The sequence below is a fragment of the Muriicola sp. SD30 genome, assembly GCF_041205185.1.
Taxonomy (GTDB): domain Bacteria; phylum Bacteroidota; class Bacteroidia; order Flavobacteriales; family Flavobacteriaceae; genus Muriicola.
This window is the reverse complement of record NZ_JBGEWB010000002.1, coordinates 192407-212248: the sequence shown is the minus strand read 5'-3', so window position 1 is coordinate 212248 and position 19842 is coordinate 192407. Positions and strand designations below refer to the sequence as shown.

The 19842-nt window shown below is 38.0% G+C and carries 20 protein-coding genes; 18 read left to right on the top strand and 2 right to left on the bottom strand.

Annotation, left to right across the window (positions count from 1 at the left end; genetic code table 11):
* The first annotated feature begins 1 nt into the window (after position 1).
* From rfbA to purD, 15 genes are all read left to right on the top strand, one after another.
* Positions 2-859, top strand: coding sequence for a glucose-1-phosphate thymidylyltransferase RfbA (gene rfbA, locus AB8P51_RS06035; protein WP_369747891.1), 858 nt, complete (start codon positions 2-4; stop codon positions 857-859).
* An 8-nt stretch (positions 860-867) separates the two neighbouring features.
* Positions 868-1413 carry a dTDP-4-dehydrorhamnose 3,5-epimerase gene (rfbC, locus tag AB8P51_RS06030; RefSeq protein WP_369747890.1) on the top strand — a complete coding sequence of 182 codons (546 nt, stop codon included), beginning with the start codon at positions 868-870 and terminating at the stop codon, positions 1411-1413.
* Positions 1410-2186, top strand: coding sequence for a dTDP-4-dehydrorhamnose reductase (gene rfbD / locus AB8P51_RS06025; protein WP_369747889.1), 777 nt, complete (start codon positions 1410-1412; stop codon positions 2184-2186). The genes rfbC and rfbD overlap by 4 nt, the downstream gene beginning before the upstream one ends.
* Before the next feature lie 27 nt (positions 2187-2213).
* Complete coding sequence (gene gmd, locus AB8P51_RS06020) at positions 2214-3326, top strand: GDP-mannose 4,6-dehydratase (RefSeq protein ID WP_369747888.1); 1113 nt, start codon at positions 2214-2216, stop codon at positions 3324-3326.
* A 4-nt stretch (positions 3327-3330) separates the two neighbouring features.
* Complete coding sequence (locus tag AB8P51_RS06015) at positions 3331-4281, top strand: GDP-L-fucose synthase family protein (protein ID WP_369748471.1); 951 nt, start codon at positions 3331-3333, stop codon at positions 4279-4281.
* A 134-nt stretch (positions 4282-4415) separates the two neighbouring features.
* A complete protein-coding gene (gene asnB / locus AB8P51_RS06010) occupies positions 4416-6227 on the top strand; it encodes an asparagine synthase (glutamine-hydrolyzing) (protein ID WP_369747887.1) in 1812 nt (603 codons plus the stop codon).
* Between the two features lie 15 nt (positions 6228-6242).
* Positions 6243-6683: an adenylyltransferase/cytidyltransferase family protein gene (locus AB8P51_RS06005; RefSeq protein ID WP_369747886.1), complete on the top strand. Its 441-nt coding sequence runs from the start codon at positions 6243-6245 to the stop codon at positions 6681-6683.
* Positions 6684-6731: 48 nt separating this feature from the next.
* Positions 6732-8120, top strand: a complete 1389-nt coding sequence (locus AB8P51_RS06000) for a polysaccharide biosynthesis C-terminal domain-containing protein (RefSeq protein WP_369747885.1) — start codon at positions 6732-6734, stop codon at positions 8118-8120.
* A 10-nt stretch (positions 8121-8130) separates the two neighbouring features.
* On the top strand, positions 8131-8826 hold the full coding sequence (locus tag AB8P51_RS05995) for a CDP-alcohol phosphatidyltransferase family protein (RefSeq protein WP_369747884.1): 696 nt from the start codon (positions 8131-8133) through the stop codon (positions 8824-8826).
* Positions 8810-10048, top strand: a complete 1239-nt coding sequence (locus AB8P51_RS05990; RefSeq protein ID WP_369747883.1) for a hypothetical protein — start codon at positions 8810-8812, stop codon at positions 10046-10048. Before AB8P51_RS05995 ends, AB8P51_RS05990 begins: the two co-directional genes overlap by 17 nt.
* A gap of 3 nt (positions 10049-10051) precedes the next feature.
* Positions 10052-11299 (top strand): O-antigen ligase family protein, encoded by a 1248-nt coding sequence (locus AB8P51_RS05985; RefSeq protein ID WP_369747882.1) that lies wholly within the window; start codon positions 10052-10054, stop codon positions 11297-11299.
* Positions 11300-11384: 85 nt separating this feature from the next.
* Positions 11385-12611, top strand: a complete 1227-nt coding sequence (locus tag AB8P51_RS05980; RefSeq protein ID WP_369747881.1) for a WcaI family glycosyltransferase — start codon at positions 11385-11387, stop codon at positions 12609-12611.
* Positions 12612-12691: 80 nt separating this feature from the next.
* Complete coding sequence (locus tag AB8P51_RS05975) at positions 12692-14047, top strand: exopolysaccharide biosynthesis polyprenyl glycosylphosphotransferase (RefSeq protein ID WP_369747880.1); 1356 nt, start codon at positions 12692-12694, stop codon at positions 14045-14047.
* A 19-nt stretch (positions 14048-14066) separates the two neighbouring features.
* Positions 14067-15047: a UDP-glucuronic acid decarboxylase family protein gene (locus tag AB8P51_RS05970; protein ID WP_369747879.1), complete on the top strand. Its 981-nt coding sequence runs from the start codon at positions 14067-14069 to the stop codon at positions 15045-15047.
* A gap of 42 nt (positions 15048-15089) precedes the next feature.
* Entirely contained in the window at positions 15090-16361 is a 1272-nt protein-coding gene (purD, locus tag AB8P51_RS05965; RefSeq protein ID WP_369747878.1) for a phosphoribosylamine--glycine ligase, read from the top strand.
* On the opposite strand, the gene AB8P51_RS05960 is transcribed toward purD, so the two are convergent.
* Entirely contained in the window at positions 16356-16577 is a 222-nt protein-coding gene (locus AB8P51_RS05960) for a uracil phosphoribosyltransferase (RefSeq protein ID WP_369747877.1), read from the bottom strand. The genes purD and AB8P51_RS05960 overlap by 6 nt on opposite strands.
* A gap of 40 nt (positions 16578-16617) precedes the next feature.
* Here AB8P51_RS05960 and AB8P51_RS05955 point away from each other — a divergent pair, with 40 nt between their 5' ends.
* Genes AB8P51_RS05955 through AB8P51_RS05945 form a run of 3 tightly spaced genes read left to right on the top strand, consistent with a single transcriptional unit; the run spans position 16618 to position 19227 of the window.
* Positions 16618-17556, top strand: coding sequence for a hypothetical protein (locus AB8P51_RS05955; protein ID WP_369747876.1), 939 nt, complete (start codon positions 16618-16620; stop codon positions 17554-17556).
* A 29-nt stretch (positions 17557-17585) separates the two neighbouring features.
* Positions 17586-18194 carry a DUF4254 domain-containing protein gene (locus AB8P51_RS05950; protein WP_369747875.1) on the top strand — a complete coding sequence of 203 codons (609 nt, stop codon included), beginning with the start codon at positions 17586-17588 and terminating at the stop codon, positions 18192-18194.
* On the top strand, positions 18175-19227 hold the full coding sequence (locus AB8P51_RS05945) for a glycosyltransferase family 9 protein (protein ID WP_369747874.1): 1053 nt from the start codon (positions 18175-18177) through the stop codon (positions 19225-19227). Before AB8P51_RS05950 ends, AB8P51_RS05945 begins: the two co-directional genes overlap by 20 nt.
* On the opposite strand, the gene AB8P51_RS05940 is transcribed toward AB8P51_RS05945, so the two are convergent.
* Complete coding sequence (locus tag AB8P51_RS05940) at positions 19224-19838, bottom strand: TetR/AcrR family transcriptional regulator (RefSeq protein ID WP_369747873.1); 615 nt, start codon at positions 19836-19838, stop codon at positions 19224-19226. The genes AB8P51_RS05945 and AB8P51_RS05940 overlap by 4 nt on opposite strands.
* Positions 19839-19842 lie beyond the last annotated feature (4 nt).

The following is a 19842-nucleotide window of genomic DNA, read 5'->3' as shown; positions in this document are numbered from 1 at the left end:
AATGAAAGGAATAATTTTAGCAGGAGGATCGGGAACGCGCTTATATCCAATTACCTTGGTTACGAGTAAACAGCTTATGCCGGTTTATGATAAACCCATGATTTACTATCCTCTGGCTACCTTGATGGAAGCTGGCATTAAGGAAATACTGATCATTACCGGTCCGGAAGATGCCCATCTGTTTAAAAGACTACTGGGAGATGGAACACAGCTAGGATGTAATTTTTCCTATGCAGTACAGAATGAACCCAGGGGGATCGCAGAGGCATTTATTATCGGGGCCGATTTTATAGGATCAGACAAGGTAGCATTGATTCTCGGAGACAATATATTTTACGGAGCTGGATTGGCTGCCTTGCTTCAGCAAAACAACGATCCCCAGGGAGGAATAATCTTCGGATATCATGTTCAGGATCCTCAGCGGTATGGTGTAGTAGAGTTTAACGAGAAAGGGAATGCCATTTCAATAGAGGAAAAACCAAATCAACCCAAATCGAATTACGCAATTCCCGGGATCTATTTTTATGATAATGAGGTTATTAATATTGTAAAGGCCATAAAACCAAGCGGGAGGGGAGAACTTGAAATAACGGATATTAATAAAACATATCTTCGGAAGGGAAAACTAAAGGTCAGTATACTAGACAGGGGAACAGCCTGGCTTGATACGGGTACTTTTAGCTCTCTTATGCAGGCCGCTCAGTTTGTTGAGGTGATAGAGGAGCGACAAGGGTTAAAAATTGGTTCAATCGAGGAGATTGCATACAAAATGGGATACATTACTAAAGAGCAATTGAGAAAATTAGCCAAACCCTTATTAAAAAGTGGTTATGGGGAATACTTGATGCAATTAAATTAACACACTCCTTGAAACTGATATCTACCACACTTGAAGATTGCTTTATAATTGAACCCATTATATTCAGGGATAATAGGGGCGAATTTTTTGAGTCATTTAATAAAAGAGACCTGGAGAAAGCTCTTGGGCAGCCTCTTTCTTTTGTCCAGGATAATCACTCTGTCTCCAAGAAAGGAGTACTTCGTGGATTGCATTTTCAGACAGGGCATAGAGCACAGGCTAAATTAGTCCGCGTTCTTAAAGGCGAGGTACTCGATGTGGTCGTAGACCTCCGTAAAGAAAGTCCTTCTTACAAAAATGTTTTTAAAACCATTCTATCCGAAAAAAATAAGCAGATGTTGTTCATTCCGAAGGGCATGGCTCATGGGTTTCTGTCGTTAGAAGACGACACTGTATTCGTGTATAAATGCGATGAATACTATGATAATCAGTCAGAATCCGGCATCATCTTCAATGACCCAGATCTTAATATAAATTGGGGATTTCCTTCAGATAAGATTGTTTTATCAGAGAAAGACAGAAAACTAGCCCGACTAAAGGACGTAAAACTATGATTCGGGTTTTAGTTACCGGAGCGGACGGGCAATTGGGAACATGCATTCAACATCAGGCATCTGCTTACCCAGACGTGAAAATGTATTACACAAACAGGACAGAACTGGATATTTCAAATTCTGAGTCTTTGTCAACCTATTTCTCAAGACATTCTTTTGATTACTGCATAAACTGCGCAGCTTACACCAGAGTTGATGATGCAGAAAAGGATCCGGAGAAAGCTTTTTCTGTAAACGCCGAAGGGGTAAAAAACCTGGCTCAGGCCTGTAAATTAAAAGGAGTTATCCTTATTCATATTTCAACGGATTACGTCTTCGATGGCAAAAAAAAGGAGGGCTATTTGCCTTCCGATACACCTAATCCAATCAATGAATATGGAAGATCAAAATTAAAAGGGGAACAGTATATTCAGGTGATATTAAAGGATTATCTGATTATCCGGACTTCATGGTTATATTCTGAATATGGCACAAATTTTTACAGAACTATTTTGGAGAAAGCCAGGCAAGGGCATGACCTCAGGGTCACAGATGCACAAATAGGTTGCCCAACCAATGCCAACAATCTTGCAGTCTTCATCTTGGATTTAATTAACAGCTCGGAAATCAGGTATGGAGTTATTCACTTTACAGACAAAAAAGCGATGACCTGGTATGAATTTGCCAAAATGATTTTAAAAGAGAATGAACTGGATTCGAAAGTAAAGGTTGTCAGAGATAAGAATTATAGTACTTTTGCGCGTAGACCAAAGTATAGTATCTTAATATCTTGATTAACTACTCAATTTTAGTATCATAGTATGAAAACTGCATTTATAACAGGTGTTACAGGGCAGGATGGCGCCTATCTAAGTGAATTTCTCCTTAAAAAAGGTTATCAGGTCCACGGACTTAAAAGGAGGGCTTCCCTATTTAATACTGATAGGATTGATCATTTATATCAAGATCCTCACGTGCAAAATCGTAATTATTTCCTTCATTATGGAGATATGACAGATAGTACTAATTTAATTCGATTGGTTCAAGAAATTCAGCCAGATGAAATATATAATTTGGCAGCTATGAGCCATGTGGCTGTATCATTTGAAGTGCCAGAGTACACTGGAAATGCAGATGGTTTAGGAACACTCAGAATATTAGATGCCGTGCGTTTACTTGGTTTGGAAAAGAAAACAAGGATATATCAGGCCTCAACCTCCGAATTATATGGTAAAGTACAGGAAGTACCTCAAACGGAAACTACTCCCTTTTATCCCAGAAGCCCCTATGCAGTTGCCAAAATGTATGCTTATTGGATAACAGTAAATTACAGAGAAGCATACAATATGTTTGCTTGCAATGGAATTCTTTTTAATCATGAATCTCCTATTAGGGGAGAAACGTTTGTAACGAGAAAGATTACTAGAGCAACTGCAAGGATAGCCTTGGGGCTTCAAGACAAGTTTTATTTGGGGAATCTTAATGCACAAAGGGACTGGGGACATGCTAAAGATTATGTGCGTATGATGTGGATGATTCTTCAGGCAGAAGAGCCAGAAGACTGGGTCATCGCAACAGGTAAGACCACCACCGTTCGTGATTTCGTAAAAATGAGTTTTTCAGAAGTGGGAATTGAATTGGAATTTAAAGGTGAGGGGGTCAATGAAAAGGGATTTGTAAAAGCCTCTAATAATCCCCAATATAAACTTCCTATCGGCAAAGAAATTCTCAATGTAGATCCAAAATATTTTAGGCCCACAGAGGTTGACTTGCTTATTGGAGATGCTTCCAAGGCTAATAACAAGTTGGGATGGGTTCCTAAATATGATTTGCAGGATCTGGTCTCAGATATGATTATAAATGATCTGAAGTTGATGAAAAAGGAACAATTTCTGAAAGAAGGAGGATACAAAATCATGAACTATTTTGAATAAATACGTGAACAAAAAATCAAAAATCTATGTGGCAGGCCATAATGGCATGGTTGGATCGGCCGTTTGGAGAGCACTTGAAGGCAATGGATATACAAACCTGATAGGAAGATCGAGCAAAGAGCTGGATTTAAGGAATCAACAGGATGTTCAGGATTTTTTCAAGTCGGAAAAACCCGCTGTGGTAATAGATGCGGCCGCCAGAGTTGGGGGGATTCTTGCAAATGATCAATATCCTTACCCATTTCTGATGGAGAATCTTCAAATCCAGAATAATTTGATTGACACCTCCCTCCAGGAGGAAGTTGAAAAATTTGTTTTTCTGGGCAGCTCTTGCATTTACCCCAGGTTAGCGGAACAACCATTAAAAGAAGAGTATCTATTAACAGGATCTCTTGAACCGACTAACCAATGGTATGCCATTGCTAAAATTACAGGAGTCAAAGCATGTGAAGCTATAAGAAAGCAGCACAAAAAGAGCTTTGTTAGCCTGATGCCTACAAATTTGTATGGGCCATATGACAATTTTGATTTAAAAACATCCCATGTATTACCCGCCATGTTGCGCAAGTTTCACGAAGCAAAGCTAAATGGAAACACTCCGGTGAAATTATGGGGCTCCGGCAAACCTTTGAGAGAATTCTTGCATGTTGATGACTTGGCTCGTGCAGTCGTTTTCTCTGTCGAGAATGAATTATCCGAAACGCTATATAATGTAGGAACCGGAACGGATTTGGCTATTCGCGATTTGGCAGAATTGATACAAAAAATTACAGGTCATCAAGGCACTATAGAGTGGGATTCTGAAAAACCCGATGGAACGCCTCGCAAATTGATGGATGTAAGCAAAATGAAGGAAGAAGGATGGAGTGCAAGTATTACTCTTGAGAAGGGAATAGAATCAACTTATGAATGGTTTTTGAAAAATCAAAAATCCTACAAAAGCGTTAAAATTTGACTCTTCGAAAAGAAAAACAGCTCTTGTTTCACCACAGCTTTACAGGAGTTAAAGGTAGGGATGGAAAACGGGTGATAAATATCTTTATTATTTGAAACAAAATCTAGTATAAAGCATTACCAACGTATTATTATATGTGCGGAATTACAGGGATTTATTTAAAAAACAATGATCCATTGATATCGAATCGTATCCAGAAGATGACGGACTCGATAGAGCATAGAGGTCCAGATGCTGACGGTATATACGTGGATGGAAAAATCGCCTTAGGTCATCGTCGTTTGAGTATTATTGACACCAGGGATATTGCGAATCAACCAATGACTTCAGCAAATGAAGAGTGGGTTTTGATTTTTAACGGAGAGATATACAATTTTCAAGAGATCCAAAAAGACCTATCATACTCTTTTAAGACAACCTCAGATACTGAGGTAATATTAGCTGCGGTTAGCGAGAAAGGGATCGACTGGTTCTTAAATCGGGCTAATGGAATGTTCTCAATTGCTTTGTATAATAAAGCCACTGGCAATCTATACCTAGTGAGGGACCGTATGGGTATTAAACCACTGTATTATTATAGTAGTAAAGATAAAATTGTATTTGCATCAGAGATAAAAGCGATATTATCCAGTGGTTTGGTTGATGCCAGCTTTAATGAAGCTGCAGTTGACGAATACCTTGCTAATCGTTATGTAAGGCATCCATATACTTTTTTTAAAGATATTTTTCAGGTTAAACCTGGCTCTTACGTCGTAATTAAGCCCAATTTACGACCAGAATCAATTTGCTTCTGGGAATTGCCGGAGGAATTTAATGTAGCTTCTGAATATAATGAAGAAGAGATTGCAAACAGGTTTGAAGAGGAATTGATCAAAGCAATTAAATATCGATTAATTGCCGATGTTCCTTTGGGTACATATCTAAGCGGAGGGGTCGATTCTAGTTTGATTACAGCAATTACTGCCCTTAATAAAAAAGAGACTGTAAACACTTACACCATTGGATTTAAAGAGCTCAACGAGTTTGAGTATGCCCGAATGATTGCTGATCAGTATAAGACATGCCACCATGAAATACTGATGGAGAAGGAAGATTATATGAAGCAATGGGACCGTTTAATTTCATTTAAGGATTCACCATTAGGAGTACCCAATGAAATACCATTGGCTATAATGTCCTCAAAATTGAAGGAAAAGATTACGGTAGTGCTATCAGGGGAAGGTGCAGATGAGCTACTTGGGGGATACGGCAGGATCTTCAGGCTGCCTTTTGATTGCGGAGATATTGATTCAAAATCGTTTTATGAACGATTCATTTCCTACTACGAATACGTGCCTAGAAAAATGAGAGACGACTTAATCAACACTCCAACAGACTATAGAACGGAGTTTGATCGTCTGCTGCAAGATCAGTTTCAAGGCAGATCCAATGAAGAAAATGTATTTAGGTTTTTTCACAATTATCACGTAAAAGGACTTCTTCGAAGGGTTGATATGACAACTATGCAAACTGCTGTGGAAGGAAGGGTGCCATTTTTGGATCATAACTTGATCGAATTCTCCTATAAACATGTTCCTTATGATTTAAAATTGAGATGGAAAAATGATAGCGCGAGACAATTGGCTATAAATCAAAAAGCAAATCAGTATAGTGAAGTGCTAGATATCCCGAAATATTTACTTAGGAAGCTTTCATATAAGTATTTACCTAAAGAAGTTATTGAAAGAAAAAAAGTGGGCTTTCCTGTACCTTTAACCCATTGGTTTGAAAACCTCGAGGAGATAGCAAGAGAAAAGCTTAAAGACTCCTCCTGGTTGAAACCCGGAGTTATTGATGATCTTATTGACCAGAGTAAAACAGAAAGCAGAGCCGGTCAGATTCTTTGGATGTTTATTAACATAGAAATTTTCAGGGAGAAGTATTTTACTAAGAACTGGAGATGGTAATTTTAATTGTAGTGTATGTATAAGAGAGGCGATGAAAAAATAATGATAGGATATACCTCAGGCGTTTATGACTTATTCCATATAGGTCACTTAAATTTATTGAAAAATGCCAAGGGTTTATGCGACAAATTAATCGTGGGAGTAACTAGTGATGAACTGGTCTCTTACAAAAAGAAAAAGGCAGTAATACCCCATCTTGAGCGCATGGAGATTGTTAGAAATATCAAATACGTAGATGCGGTAGTTCCACAAAATGACATGGATAAATTTACCATGTGGGAAAGACTAAAGTTCGATATAATGTTTGTAGGAGACGATTGGTTTAAAACCGATAAATGGGAAGAATTAGACCAGAAATTCAAAGAGGTTGGCGTGAAAATCGTCTATTTTCCTTACACCAAAGGAACTTCCTCAACTCTAATCAATGAGACTCTAAAAAAACTGAGGCATCCCTGAAATTTAGTACAATACTATCGGAAATTCAATTAGCTGCTAAATACATCGGTGAAAATAGAAAAGAAATATCTAAATCTTACAAGCTCCCTGATTTTCAAGGTATTTCTAAACATCTTTATTGTTTTTTATATCGCCAAGAAAGTTAGTGTCAGTGAATTTGGCAGCTTTACCATCGCCTTTATTTTTTCCGCTATTACTATATTGTTTTTAGACTACGGATTCAATCTTAGGAGTCTGATTTTATCTGGTTCCAAAGAAGGAAATATAGCTGCGGAACTTTGGAGCATGCTTTATTCTAAAGTCCTCCTGGTCCTGCTTCTACTTCCAATGGGTATGTTATTCTATTTTATTAGTCCGTATGATGCCTTAACGGATGAGCTTATTTATGTCCTGGTCATTTCCGCAATACCGAATTCATTTGGGAATTATTTCTTAAATGCTTTTAAGATCAACAATAATTATGCCTTGGAAGCAAGGGGGTATGCTATTCAGTTTTTCACTCTTATTATTGTGCTTATTGCATTTGAATATTCAATGGAAACAACTGTTTTCCACTATGCAATAGGACTACTGATTGCAAGAGTTTGTTATTTTTTGTACGGCATTGGAGTTTTTACCAAAATGTTTCCAAGGGCCATAGGATGGAATTTCAATCGATCTATAAGCTCCGTAAGAACTGCTACTTCGTTCGCCGTCCATATGATTTTAAGCGCTTTGATAATTCACATTGACACCTTTATTCTCTCAGTGCTTTCCGACCTCGAACAAGTAGGCATTTATCAAGCAGGGATGAGAATTGTAATGGCATCGATGCTCATTGCAGTAATAATAAGCGACGCCTTTATTCCTGAGATTTCCAAGCTAATCAATCAAAAAGGCGAAGCCCATAAAAGGCTCATTAAACTCTTTAATTTTATCTCTTTATTCGCTCTGCTGACCGTTATAACCTTATATTTCTACAAGACAACACTAATAACTTTATTGTTTTCTGAAGAATACCTTGTTTTAGAGAATTCGATTTTTATCATTTTGGCGATCATCGCATTGCGCTATTTTGGTATCGTCCCCGGAATCATTTTAACTTCGTTTGGGCAACAAAGAATAAGAGCAATAGCAGTAGTGGCTTCTATCCTTGTGAGTATAATTCTCAATCTGATTCTCATCCCTCGCTACGGGATAATAGGAGCATTTACAGCTAGCTTATTTGCTCATATTATACTAAATCTTCTTTACCTGGTATTTAGTTCGCGAACAGTCTCATTCTATTCGAAATTCTCCTATAAATTAATTATTGGAGCTTCCACTATATGCTTTCTGGCTCAAATCTTTTTTTTCAAGGATAGCCTAGTTTATTTAATTGCCACAATATTTATGAATACCTTGCTTATTGGATTCTTTTTTTTGAACCAAAAGTCAAAAGTTAAAATTTTGTTGTGATACTGAAGATATGAAATACCCCTATTCAGAAATAAAGAATAGCTTTCATGCGCGAGAGGCTTGGATAAATGTGTTTTTCTTTAAATATTTTACTGTACCCCTGACCTATGTAATAACAAACTATACCCGTATTACACCTAATATTATTAGTATTATCTCTCTAATATTAGGGCTCGCATCGGCGTATTGTTACTTTGCAGGAATGCCTTTAATGGCGGGAGTACTGTATTTTGTTTCCTATGTATTTGATGCAATAGATGGCAAGGTGGCGAGGATAACCAAAACGGGAACCCCATATGGAGCTTGGTTTGATATTGCTATCGATCGAGTGAACCTGACATTGATTTCGCTAGCGATTTCCTGGACACATTATACCACAAAGGAGGATGTTTCGATTTTGGTTCTTAATCTTATTTTTTTGGCACTTACTTTTATTGGCTCAGAAAGCAGGCATCAAATTGATGTCTACAAAAGAAAAATAAATTACCAGGAAAAGAAACAAGTTCAGCCGTCTTCCTACGACAAATGGTGTATGCAAAAAGGCGTGGAAAAAGAACCAATCTCCCTTCCCGAACTGTTTTTGTTCTTATTAATTGTAGCTCCCCAATTTGGCATAGAAAAAGTCACATTTATAATTGTTATTTTATTCCTGTTGGCGAGGATATTAAAACAGCAGCTTTTTTGGTTCCATGTTACTAAGAATTGATAAGATAGCACTTTCCTTTATAGTCATTTGTTTAATATCAATGGCTTTACCTTACATCTTGGGTTTGGGAGGTGAAAATGTTTTTATAAAAGACTTTTATGCAAAAAGAATTATGTCCCTTTTTGGGCTGCCTTTCTTCGCATTGATAGTCTTTGTTGTTCTCAGAAATGGGAACCTGAGAATAAATAGAAAAATCTTATTCTATATTTTTGTTTATTCTGTCATTCTTATTCACTCATTATTTTTAGGAAATCGCACCTCCTTAATAGGAACGGATGCATTTATTGCGACACTTCCAATAGTATTCTATTTGTGCGTTAATAAAACCGGCTTCAAAATTGATGGTTTTCTCGAAGGCTTTAACTACTTGCTAATTGCCGCCGCAATTTTGGTAATAATGGGTGTGAAACTTCAGTTTTCTTATTTCAGCCTAATAAGTGTTGTCTATTTAATATTTCTCCTGCGCTGGAATAAGATAGAAATTCTTTTATTGCTGGCCTTACCACTAATATTGGTAGAATCACTTATAGGTAAGAGCGCTCTAATAATGCTCTTTTTCCTCGTTGCCTATTTTTTCATTTTAGATAGAAATTTGGTGAGCTTTCAAAAAAAAGTATATCTTTTATTAATCCCTAGTTTAGCTTTCTTCTTACTGCTAATTATCTTTTGGGAACAAATACAGACCACAGGTTCTTACAGAAACTTTGTATACTTTTTAAGTAACACAGACTTTAGCTCCTTAAGTTTTAAGGACCAATCTACAGGACACCGTTTGTTTGAAGCACAAAGGGTATTGGAGGAATACGGTGATGCGGATTTTTGGAAACGGCTATTTGGACATGGTTTTGGTGCAACCATTGATCTTTCTGAAACACCTGACGCCACCATTGCCAAAGCCAATGAAAACATTGCAGAAGTTAGGCATATTCACATAGGTATTTTTGCTGTACTTTATAGATACGGTATTGTAGGTGTTGGTATTTATATATTCTTCATTTTTAGAATGGCCCGTGCATGTTTTCGAGTCCTAAATAGAACCAATAGTAAGGCACTGGCATTAAGCGCCCTGTATGTTTTAATTCTTCTATTTGACTCCTTGATTTCTTTTCCCCATATGATGTCTAATTTTCTTTTTTGGCTCCTAGCTTTCGTTGTTTTAAAGAAGGAGAAAACACTATATAAAAAATCAATACAATCATTTTCTTTTAAAAGCCAGATGTAGAACTTGAATTTTTTAAGCTTAGAAATAACAAATAGGAAGATTTTAAATGTTGCTCTTGCAACATTTGGTATTTTTCCCTTGTTACCATACCAAATTAAAGGGCTGCCGGTTGCTTTTATACTATTTGTTGGAGTCTATGCTTTAATTAAAGGTTCAGGAAAACACAAGATAGACAGCGGGTTCTATGTGCTTATTTCGCTCTTTACCATAAGCTTATTAAGTATAGTGTATACCGGAAGCTTCAACATACCCTGGGGAAAAATTGAAACCTCAATATCCCTTTATCTTATACCCCTTGCCTTCTTGTTGATAAAGAGGATTGATAAGCTGGCAAAATTTGAACGGAGAACCTTTTGCGTTACATTTATTGCAAGCACCTTCATATTATCACTGATTAGTATTTTTTATTATCTAAAACAGGGACTGTTTTCCGACTCCGAACTTAAAGTCAATTCTTTTAGACAAGCCATAACAGAATTACCTTTAATTGGAGATCATCCAATATATATCAGCATTTACCTGGGAATAGCCTTTTTGCTTGGAATCGAATTTTTCAAGCATTTCAATAATACCGGAAAACTATTTTTGGGCATGAGCAGCACGCTGATCGTTTTTCATTTGTTACTACTTTCCAGCAAAGGAATTGTACTAGCGGTATTAATCACTACTATCTTTTATATATTTAAGGCCATTGAAAAAAGATCGCTACGACTTTCCCTAACGGCGGTTATAGTAATACTCTTTTTAACCGCCCTGTATCTATTTCCAAATCTCGAAAGGAGATTTAGAGAAATTGGCAGAAAAACTACATATACGGAACTCCGACTCCAAAACTCGTCAAGTATCCGATTGGCAGTCTATAAATGCGGAATACAAATGGCAATGGAAAATCCTATTTTAGGCTATGGGTGGGGTGAAGGAAACAAAGCCCTTAAAGAGTGTTATAAAAGCAAATCTGAGGAACTTTTCACAAGAGAACCAAATGCCCATAACCAGTACTTAGGATATTTACTGGATGGGGGTTTACCAGCATTATTTACTCTTGTATTTTTTATTTTCTTTTTTTTAAGATCAGCCTTTATTAGGAATGATCTAATAATGTTTTCTTTAATCCTTTTTTATACGATAATTTTGGCAACGGAGAATATATTGGTAAGACAATCTGGATTGATTCTTTTCATTTTCATATTCGCTTTCTTTTATTATTCCACGGAACAAATAAGTAATCACAACTATCACCTAAAGCACTGATCAACTTTAGTAGTTATAAGTTCTTAAACTGAATTGGTTTGATTCGATTTTTGTTTCTCGATTCTCAGAGTCATTGAATCTAATTATGAAATTAAACATCACCTTAATTGGGGTCAATTTTTTACCGGAAGATACGGCCATTGGTCTGTACTCCACTCAAATGGCCCAATACTTGGAATCCAGAGGTCATCAAATAAATATTATTACCGGCTTTCCTTATTATCCTCAATGGGAGATACACAAAGATTATAAAAGTAAATCCAAATTTTTTGAAGAAAGCCTAGACCAGATCCGTGTACTTAGATATAAACAGTACGTTCCTCAAAACCCTACATTCTTCAAAAGGATAATTCATCTTCTCGATTTCACAATAGGTTCTTTCTTCAATCTACGGAAGATCTCAAATGCGGACCTTGTTATTTGTGTAGTACCTTTTACTAGCTCAATTTTATTGGGCTGGTGGCTTAAAAGGAAAACAAAAGCCAAATTATGGATACATATCCAGGACTTTGAGTTTGATGCGGCGGTTCAAGCGGGCGTCTCAAGAAATAAAAATAGAATCAAAAATTTGATTTTTAAGTTATTATTTTGGATTGAAAAAATGCTGCTGAATTCAGCTGATATTGGGAGTACTATTAGTTTCACTATGGTGAATAAATTTCAGGACAAATCCAATTTGCCAATAGTTTACTTTCCAAATTGGATTGATGCCGATAAAATTAATCCGAATAAGGCAAAAGAGCATCCTTTTCTAGGCTCTTCAAAGTTTAAGGTTCTTTACTCCGGAAATGTTGGAGACAAACAGGACTGGGAATTGTTCGTTAATCTTGTGAATAAATTGGAATCTTGCAATGACATTGAATTCGTTGTTGTGGGTGATGGCGCAAAATTTCAATGGCTAACTGAAACCATAGGAAGTAATCAGATAGTATCCTTTCATAAGCCCGTGCCATATGAAGAACTTTCTGACTTGTTATGCAGTACAGATTTGCATATTCTGTTTCAAAAGACAGATGTTGTAGATACTGTTATGCCATCGAAGTTATTGGGCATGATGGCCAGTGGAAAACCTTCAATTGTTACCGGCAATCCGGCTTCAGAAGTAAAACAGGTCCTTAACAAGAGTAAAGGGGGTATTTACCTTGATACAAATAATCTCGATGAGTTGATAGAGGCCTTGACTAATTTGATGGAAAACCAGGAAAAAGCTAAATTAATGGGATCTGAGGCAAGAATTTATGTTGAAAAAATATTTGGTAAGGATCAGATTCTGGCAAATCTTGAAGAGCAAATCTTTAAAGTACTAGATTAAGTGAACAAGGATTTCACAAATACTTTAAGTAAATTTGATCGATAAACCAATTTGGTTTAGGATTTCACTCCTAGGACTGTATGTTAATAAGTCATTCACATCGATATTCCGGTTTAATTTCTCCCTTATCGTATATGGTCGACTTGTTGATCATAAACATCTGTGCTTATCTTCTGCCAATAAATCTACTTGAAGTCCTACTATTCCATGGATATATCTCCCTAGCGTGGATAAGTATTGCGATTGCGACAAAATTCTACGTGATTTATAGATATACAAAAGTCACCCACATACTTAAACTACTATTCAGGCAGTTTTTCTTCTACTTTCTTGTTGTGTATGCTTTTATTGGGTTCTTTAAGCAACCTAATATGAGTAGGCTGGCGTTAGCACAATATGTTATTTATATTTTTATTGCAATTTCTACTTTGAAATTCTTGAGTTACTACCTACTGATGAAATATCGGGAGCGGGTAAAGGGCAATATTCGAAATGTAGTGGTTATCGGGAAAAACAAAAAGACACAACAACTCATAAATGTATTTAATGCGCGATCTGAATTCGGGTATCACTTTGTTAAACAATTCTGTCCAAAAGAAAAGAATTTCGATATACGAGACTGCTTTTCATACATTGTCCAACGGAATATTGATGAAGTATACTGTTCAGTCTCTGAATTAAATAACAATGAGATATCCCAATTCATCAATTTTGCAGACAACAACCTCAAAACCCTTAAGTTCTTACCCGATAATAAAAACATCTTCGCCAAGAAACTTAAGTTCGAGTATTACGATTATTTACCTATTCTCTCATTAAGGGATATTCCCCTCCACAACCCCATAAATGCCTTTATAAAAAGGTCTTTTGATGTATTGTTTTCAATCTTTATCATTTTTGGAATCCTTATTTGGCTCGGACCTATCCTGGCAATTCTCATATCTCTGGAGTCTCGTGGTCCGATTTTCTTTGTACAAAAGAGATCTGGTTTAGACAACAGAGAGTTCCAGTGTTTTAAATTCAGGTCTATGGCAATGAACCCCAATGCCGATAAAATGCAGGCCGGAAAGAACGACATGCGGGTAACCAGTATCGGAAAATTCCTTAGAAAGACAAGTATTGATGAATTGCCGCAGTTTTACAATGTACTTTTCGGAAATATGTCGGTAGTAGGCCCCAGGCCTCATATGCTAAAGCATACAGATGAGTATGCCAGCAAGGTGGATAAATATATGGTGAGGCATTTTGTAAAACCGGGCATTACTGGCCTTGCCCAGGTAAGAGGTTACAGAGGAGAAATAGAGAAAGACAGTGATATTCAGAACCGTATTAAATTCGATATCTTTTATATAGAAAACTGGTCATTTTTATTAGATATGAAAATTATCGTGCAAACAGTTCTTACAGTATTTCAAGGGGATGAAAAGGCCTATTAGCAATATTAAACTCAACAGATTGAAAAAAATACTCATAACAGGCGCAGCAGGATTCCTAGGATCACATTTATGCGATCGATTTATAAAAGAGGGCTACCATGTTATTGCGATGGATAATCTCATCACAGGAGACCTTAAAAACATCGAACACCTGTTTCCCCTGGAGCAATTCGAATTCTATCACCACGATGTGACTACGTTTGTTCATATCCCCGGGAAATTAGATTACATACTTCATTTTGCTTCGCCCGCGAGCCCTATCGATTATCTTAAAATCCCTATCGAAACACTAAAAGTGGGCTCTCTGGGGACATTAAACTGCCTTGGCCTGGCTAAGGAAAAAAATGCTACCATCCTTGTTGCCTCCACCTCAGAAGTGTACGGAGACCCCCTGGTTCATCCCCAAAATGAGGATTACTTTGGAAACGTGAGTCCGGTGGGCCCTCGCGGGGTATACGATGAAGCCAAGCGATTTATGGAATCCATTACCATGGCATACCATCGTTTTCACGGAGTAAATACCCGGATTGTGCGGATCTTTAATACATATGGTTCCCGGATGCGCCTCAATGATGGACGGGTAGTACCTGCCTTTATGGGGCAGGCTCTCAGAGGAGATGACCTAACGGTTTTTGGTGACGGGAACCAAACCCGTTCCTTCTGTTATATCGATGATCAGGTGGAAGGGATTTATCGACTTTTAATGAGTGATTATAGTGATCCGATCAACATCGGAAATCCCCATGAAACAACAATCAATGAGTTCGCCCAGGAAATACTGAAACTCACAGGAAAAGACCTGAAGATCATCCATAAGCCCCTGCCCCAGGATGATCCTTTACAGCGGCAACCAGACATTAGCAGGGCAAAACAGATCCTGGGCTGGGAGCCCAAAGTAGAACGGGCAGAAGGGCTGAAAAAGGTCTATGAATACTTTAACTCCCTCTCTCCGGAGGAACTCAAAAGAAAGGAACATCGCAATTTCTCAGCTAATTCATAGACAGGTTCTTTTCAAATCCTATTTTTGTCAAAATTCAAAACCATGAATATTCTGCTTTTGGGATCCGGAGGCCGTGAACACACACTGGCCTGGAAACTAAATCAAAGTCCAAAACTATCTCGGCTTTTTGTAGCCCCGGGTAACGCGGGTACGGCAAAAATTGCCACTAACCTACCTTTAAATATCAACGATTTTCAGGCGGTAAAGGATGCTGTAATATCCCACAATATTAATATGATTGTAGTAGGACCCGAAGATCCCCTGGTGAAGGGCATTCACGATTTTTTCCTGTCGGATAACGACTTGAAGAATATACCGGTTATCGGACCTGAAAAAAAAGCAGCCACCCTTGAAGGCAGTAAGGAATTTGCCAAGCAGTTTATGATGCGACACAAAATCCCAACAGCCTCGTATCAGAGTTTTACAGCAGAAATGCTGCAGGAAGGATTTAATTTTCTAGGCACCCTAAAACCTCCGTATGTCCTTAAAGCTGACGGCCTTGCTGGGGGGAAAGGTGTTGTGATCCTCGATGATCTGGATGAAGCAAGAGCAGAACTTTCCCGTATGCTACTTGATTCAAAATTTGGTGAAGCAAGCACAACGGTAGTGATCGAAGAATTTCTTTCGGGTATTGAACTGAGTTGTTTTGTCCTTACTGATGGCGTTAATTTCAAAATCCTGCCCACGGCCAAGGACTACAAAAGAATTGGAGAAGGAGATACCGGACTCAACACCGGGGGCATGGGAGCCATATCACCGGTGCCCTTCGCTGAAGGCGCCTTTATGGAAAAAGTAAAGGAGCGAATAATTTTACCAACTATAAAAGGACTGCAAAAAGACAAGATCCCCTATAAGGGATTTATTTTTATCGGACTTATCAAAGTAGGGGAAGATCCTTATGTGATAGAATACAACGTACGTCTGGGCGATCCCGAAACGGAAGTAATCCTTCCAAGGATTAAAAATGACCTGGTTGAGGTATTCGATGCTGTTGCTCATGGGGAATTAAACAAGATTGACCTGGAAGTCGATAGGCGTAGTGCCGTTACTGTAATGACCGTTTCCGGCGGTTATCCGGGAGCTTATACCAAAGGAAAAGAAATCAGTGGCCTGGAGAAAATTGAGGACTCCCTTGTCTTTCATGCGGGCTCTACCATATCCAACGGCAAGACCGTAACAAACGGAGGGCGTGTGTTAGCACTGACTTCCTTCGGAAATGACTTCAGAAAAGCCCTTGATAAGTCGTACCAAAACGTACAAAAAATAGATTTTGAAGGGATGTATTACCGCAAAGATCTGGGATTTGATCTATAGGTAAGAATGTGAGGTGATAGTTTTATCCTCCTCCTGATTATCATTGAATTTCTTTAACTGCATCAGCCAGTAAACCATAGCTATTGTACCTATGATCATAAACAGCCAGTTGATGGTATTAGACGTCCACCAGTTTTCCATAAAGCGGAAAACATCATAGGGCCAAAACAAATAGTTGACGAATAAATCTTCTATGCCGTAAAAAAATGAGCTCATCTTGGTTATATTTACGAGGACAAAAATATAAAATCCGGGGATGATTTCAGGCATTTTTGGCAAAACAAAACCAATAAATTACGTTTTACTCCTTGGATTACTCTTCCTGGTTTATTGGTTTGCGATATTTTATTACACGGATACGCTGACTGAACCATCAGATATCATCTCTCCATCTTTCGTTTTAATAATCCTTTTATTTTCTGTACTGGCCCTTGATTTCGTTGTAAACAGGAATCAAATTACCAACACAAACGCGTATACGGCCCTCTATTTTGTATTACTGACAGTGGTATTTCCTTCTTCCGTTGTGGATGCTGATGCGGTTGGATGTAACTTTTTTCTCATCCTGGCTTCGAGACGACTCATTAGCCTACGCAGTTTAAAATACATGAAATTAAAGATCCTTGATGCTACCCTTTGGGTGATGGCGGCCAGTATATTCTACAATTGGTCTATTCTTTTCCTGTTCCTGGTTTTTATTGCCATCTATATTTATGAGCCTAAAAATTTAAAGAACTGGCTGGTACCTTTGGTGGGGATCATAGCATTTTTGTTAATCTGGAATGCCGTTTTAATCCTGGCAAATAAGGAGGGTTTTTTTGTGGAACACTACAATATGCAGATCGGTGATTGGAAAGAGTTTGTATATGACTGGACTCAGAGTTCTAAGCTTGGTATTTTTATTTTTCTTATCACAGTCACTACACTGGCGGTATTTCTTAAATCGGGTAAATTGGGACTTGGAAGAATTATAAATCTCAGGGTGATCTCTCTCTATCTCGCCCTCAGTTTTGTGGTTGTCATCTTATGCCTGACCCGTGGAGATTTTCCAATACTGATCACTTTTTTTCCCGCTGCGGTGTTTCTTGGGAAATACACAGAAATGATTAAACGACAAAATATAAGGGATCTCAGCTTAGCCGGAGTGATTCTGCTTTCAGTTTTGATTTTTGTGCTGGGCATACTTATCAAATAAAAGATACCTTTGCATAAACTTTATCCCGTATGTTCAGCCAGGAAGCCTTTAAAATTTTTGAACAAAGCATTGTACAATATCACGTTCTCGACAGCGTAGATCAAAAATTCGTAAATCCTTACGCCCAAGGTAAAATTGAACACCTTCTTTATAGAAAAAATTGGATTGATACTGTTCAATGGCATTACGAAGACATAATTCGCGATCCGGATATTGAGCCGGTCGCGGCTTTAGAACTTAAACGTAAGATCGACGCCAGTAATCAGGAAAGGACTGATCTCGTAGAATATATTGACAGTTATTTTCTACAGAAATACGCCGACGTAGAGATTCTGGAAAATGCCACAATTAATACTGAATCCCCAGCCTGGGCAATTGACCGCCTCTCTATTCTTGCGCTGAAGATTTATCATATGAAAGAAGAAACTGAAAGGGCCGATGCCTCAGCAGAACATATAAAAGCCTGTAAAAGTAAGTTGGCGGTACTCCTGGAACAGAAAAAAGACCTTTCGACGGCGATAGATCAATTACTGGCTGATATTGAAGCTGGCAGAAAGTATATGAAGGTGTACAAACAAATGAAGATGTACAATGATGATGAGTTAAATCCGGTTTTACGTGGACAAAAGCAGGGATGATTATCTTCTGGTGATCCGACTCTCCGCCATGGGGGATGTGGCTATGACAGTCCCCGTGCTCCTTGCCCTAACCAGGGCAAACCCCGAATTAAAACTACTAGTCCTTACAAGACCATTTTTTGCTCCAGTATTCAAGAATATTCCAAATACTTTAGTATTCCCTGTCGATCTGAGGAATAAACACAAAGGAGTATCCGGAATATTCCGTCTTGCGCAGGAATTAAAGAAACATCGGCTAAGTGGTGTTGCCGACCTGCACAACGTTTTACGTACCAATCTCTTAAAATTGTTCTTCCTGGATAAGCAGATTCCTTTTAAACAAATAGACAAGGGGAGGAAGGAAAAACGGGCTATCACAGCATGGCGCAACAAGGAAATAAAATATCTGAAGACCACCCATGAGAGATATGTTGAGGTATTCAGAAACTTGGGATATTCAGTAAAACTTGATTCTAAAGACGTGCTGAAACCATGTATCCCTTCGGAAGAAGTACAGGCGTTTAATGCTCAGGAAGATAAAAAACTCATCGGGGTGGCACCTTTTGCGGCATTTTCAGGAAAAATGTACCCCCTGACACTAATGCAGCAGGTACTTGAGCGATTAAATAATACCAATAAGTATAAAATATTTTTATTTGGTGGGGGAGATGAAGAAAAAAAGGCTATGAAGGCCCTTACAAATAAATATACCAATAGTTTTTGTGAGGTAGGTCGACTTTCCTTTGCAGATGAACTCTGCCTTATATCACAGCTCGATCTTATGGTTTCGATGGATAGTGGGAATGGGCACCTAGCGGCCATGTTTGGTATCCCAACAATAACCTTATGGGGTATAACGCATCCTTGCGTTGGTTTTGCTCCCTATGGACAAGCTGATGAGAATAGTATATTATCAGACAGGGAAAAGTTTCCAATGATCCCTACCTCCGTTTACGGGAATAAGTTCCCCAGGGGCTATGAAAAAGCTATAGAATCTATAGATCCGCAAATAGTCTTTCACAAGATAGAGACCCTTTTAATGAATCAGGACTAAACCAGCTGTGTTTCAGCAATCGACTTAAGGTACTGTTTGATCTGCTGCATATAATTATATCCCAGCATCCTGCTGTTACCTTCAACCATAAGTACTCTAATCCCCATATAGGAAGCAATAAGAAAAGAGGCTACTCCTTCACTATCAACATGTCGTGCGATAAATCCGTCCGTTTTACCTTTTTGAAGCGTTGTTACAAGATTCACCTCCCAAACTTTGTATATATCCTTCAGATATTTTGAGATTTCCTCATTTCGCCCATTAAATTCAGTAATAAAATTACCAAGAACAAAGCCGTAATCGAGCTCATTGTGCTCAGCCGTAGCCAGGGCGTTTTCAAAACAACGTTCTATGGCCGTAACAGGATCAGCCTTTCCTTCTATAGGTTCTATCATCAGATTATAAACTTTTCTGACGACCATATTCTGAACAATACTGACAAAGAAATCCTCTTTAGATTGAAAATGATAGTAGAAAGCCCCTTTTGATAGGTCGAGTTCCTTCAGGATATCATCAATACTGGTGTTATAATAGCCTTTTTTATAGAATAATTCGAGGCCTTTGGTCTGCATCCTATGCATGGTTGCCATGCGTTTTAAGTTCTTATCCATCAGA

Coding starts and splice junctions, on each gene's coding strand:
- rfbA (WP_369747891.1), top strand. CDS start 2: ATGAAAGGAATAATTTTAGCAGGAGGATCGGGAACGCGCTTATATCCA.
- rfbD (WP_369747889.1), top strand. CDS start 1,410: ATGATTCGGGTTTTAGTTACCGGAGCGGACGGGCAATTGGGAACATGC.
- gmd (WP_369747888.1), top strand. CDS start 2,214: ATGAAAACTGCATTTATAACAGGTGTTACAGGGCAGGATGGCGCCTAT.
- asnB (WP_369747887.1), top strand. CDS start 4,416: ATGTGCGGAATTACAGGGATTTATTTAAAAAACAATGATCCATTGATA.
- AB8P51_RS06005 (WP_369747886.1), top strand. CDS start 6,243: ATGTATAAGAGAGGCGATGAAAAAATAATGATAGGATATACCTCAGGC.
- AB8P51_RS05995 (WP_369747884.1), top strand. CDS start 8,131: ATGAAATACCCCTATTCAGAAATAAAGAATAGCTTTCATGCGCGAGAG.
- AB8P51_RS05990 (WP_369747883.1), top strand. CDS start 8,810: ATGTTACTAAGAATTGATAAGATAGCACTTTCCTTTATAGTCATTTGT.
- AB8P51_RS05980 (WP_369747881.1), top strand. CDS start 11,385: ATGAAATTAAACATCACCTTAATTGGGGTCAATTTTTTACCGGAAGAT.
- AB8P51_RS05975 (WP_369747880.1), top strand. CDS start 12,692: ATGTTAATAAGTCATTCACATCGATATTCCGGTTTAATTTCTCCCTTA.
- purD (WP_369747878.1), top strand. CDS start 15,090: ATGAATATTCTGCTTTTGGGATCCGGAGGCCGTGAACACACACTGGCC.
- AB8P51_RS05960 (WP_369747877.1), bottom strand. CDS start 16,577: ATGAGCTCATTTTTTTACGGCATAGAAGATTTATTCGTCAACTATTTG.
- AB8P51_RS05955 (WP_369747876.1), top strand. CDS start 16,618: ATGATTTCAGGCATTTTTGGCAAAACAAAACCAATAAATTACGTTTTA.
- AB8P51_RS05950 (WP_369747875.1), top strand. CDS start 17,586: ATGTTCAGCCAGGAAGCCTTTAAAATTTTTGAACAAAGCATTGTACAA.
- AB8P51_RS05940 (WP_369747873.1), bottom strand. CDS start 19,838: ATGGATAAGAACTTAAAACGCATGGCAACCATGCATAGGATGCAGACC.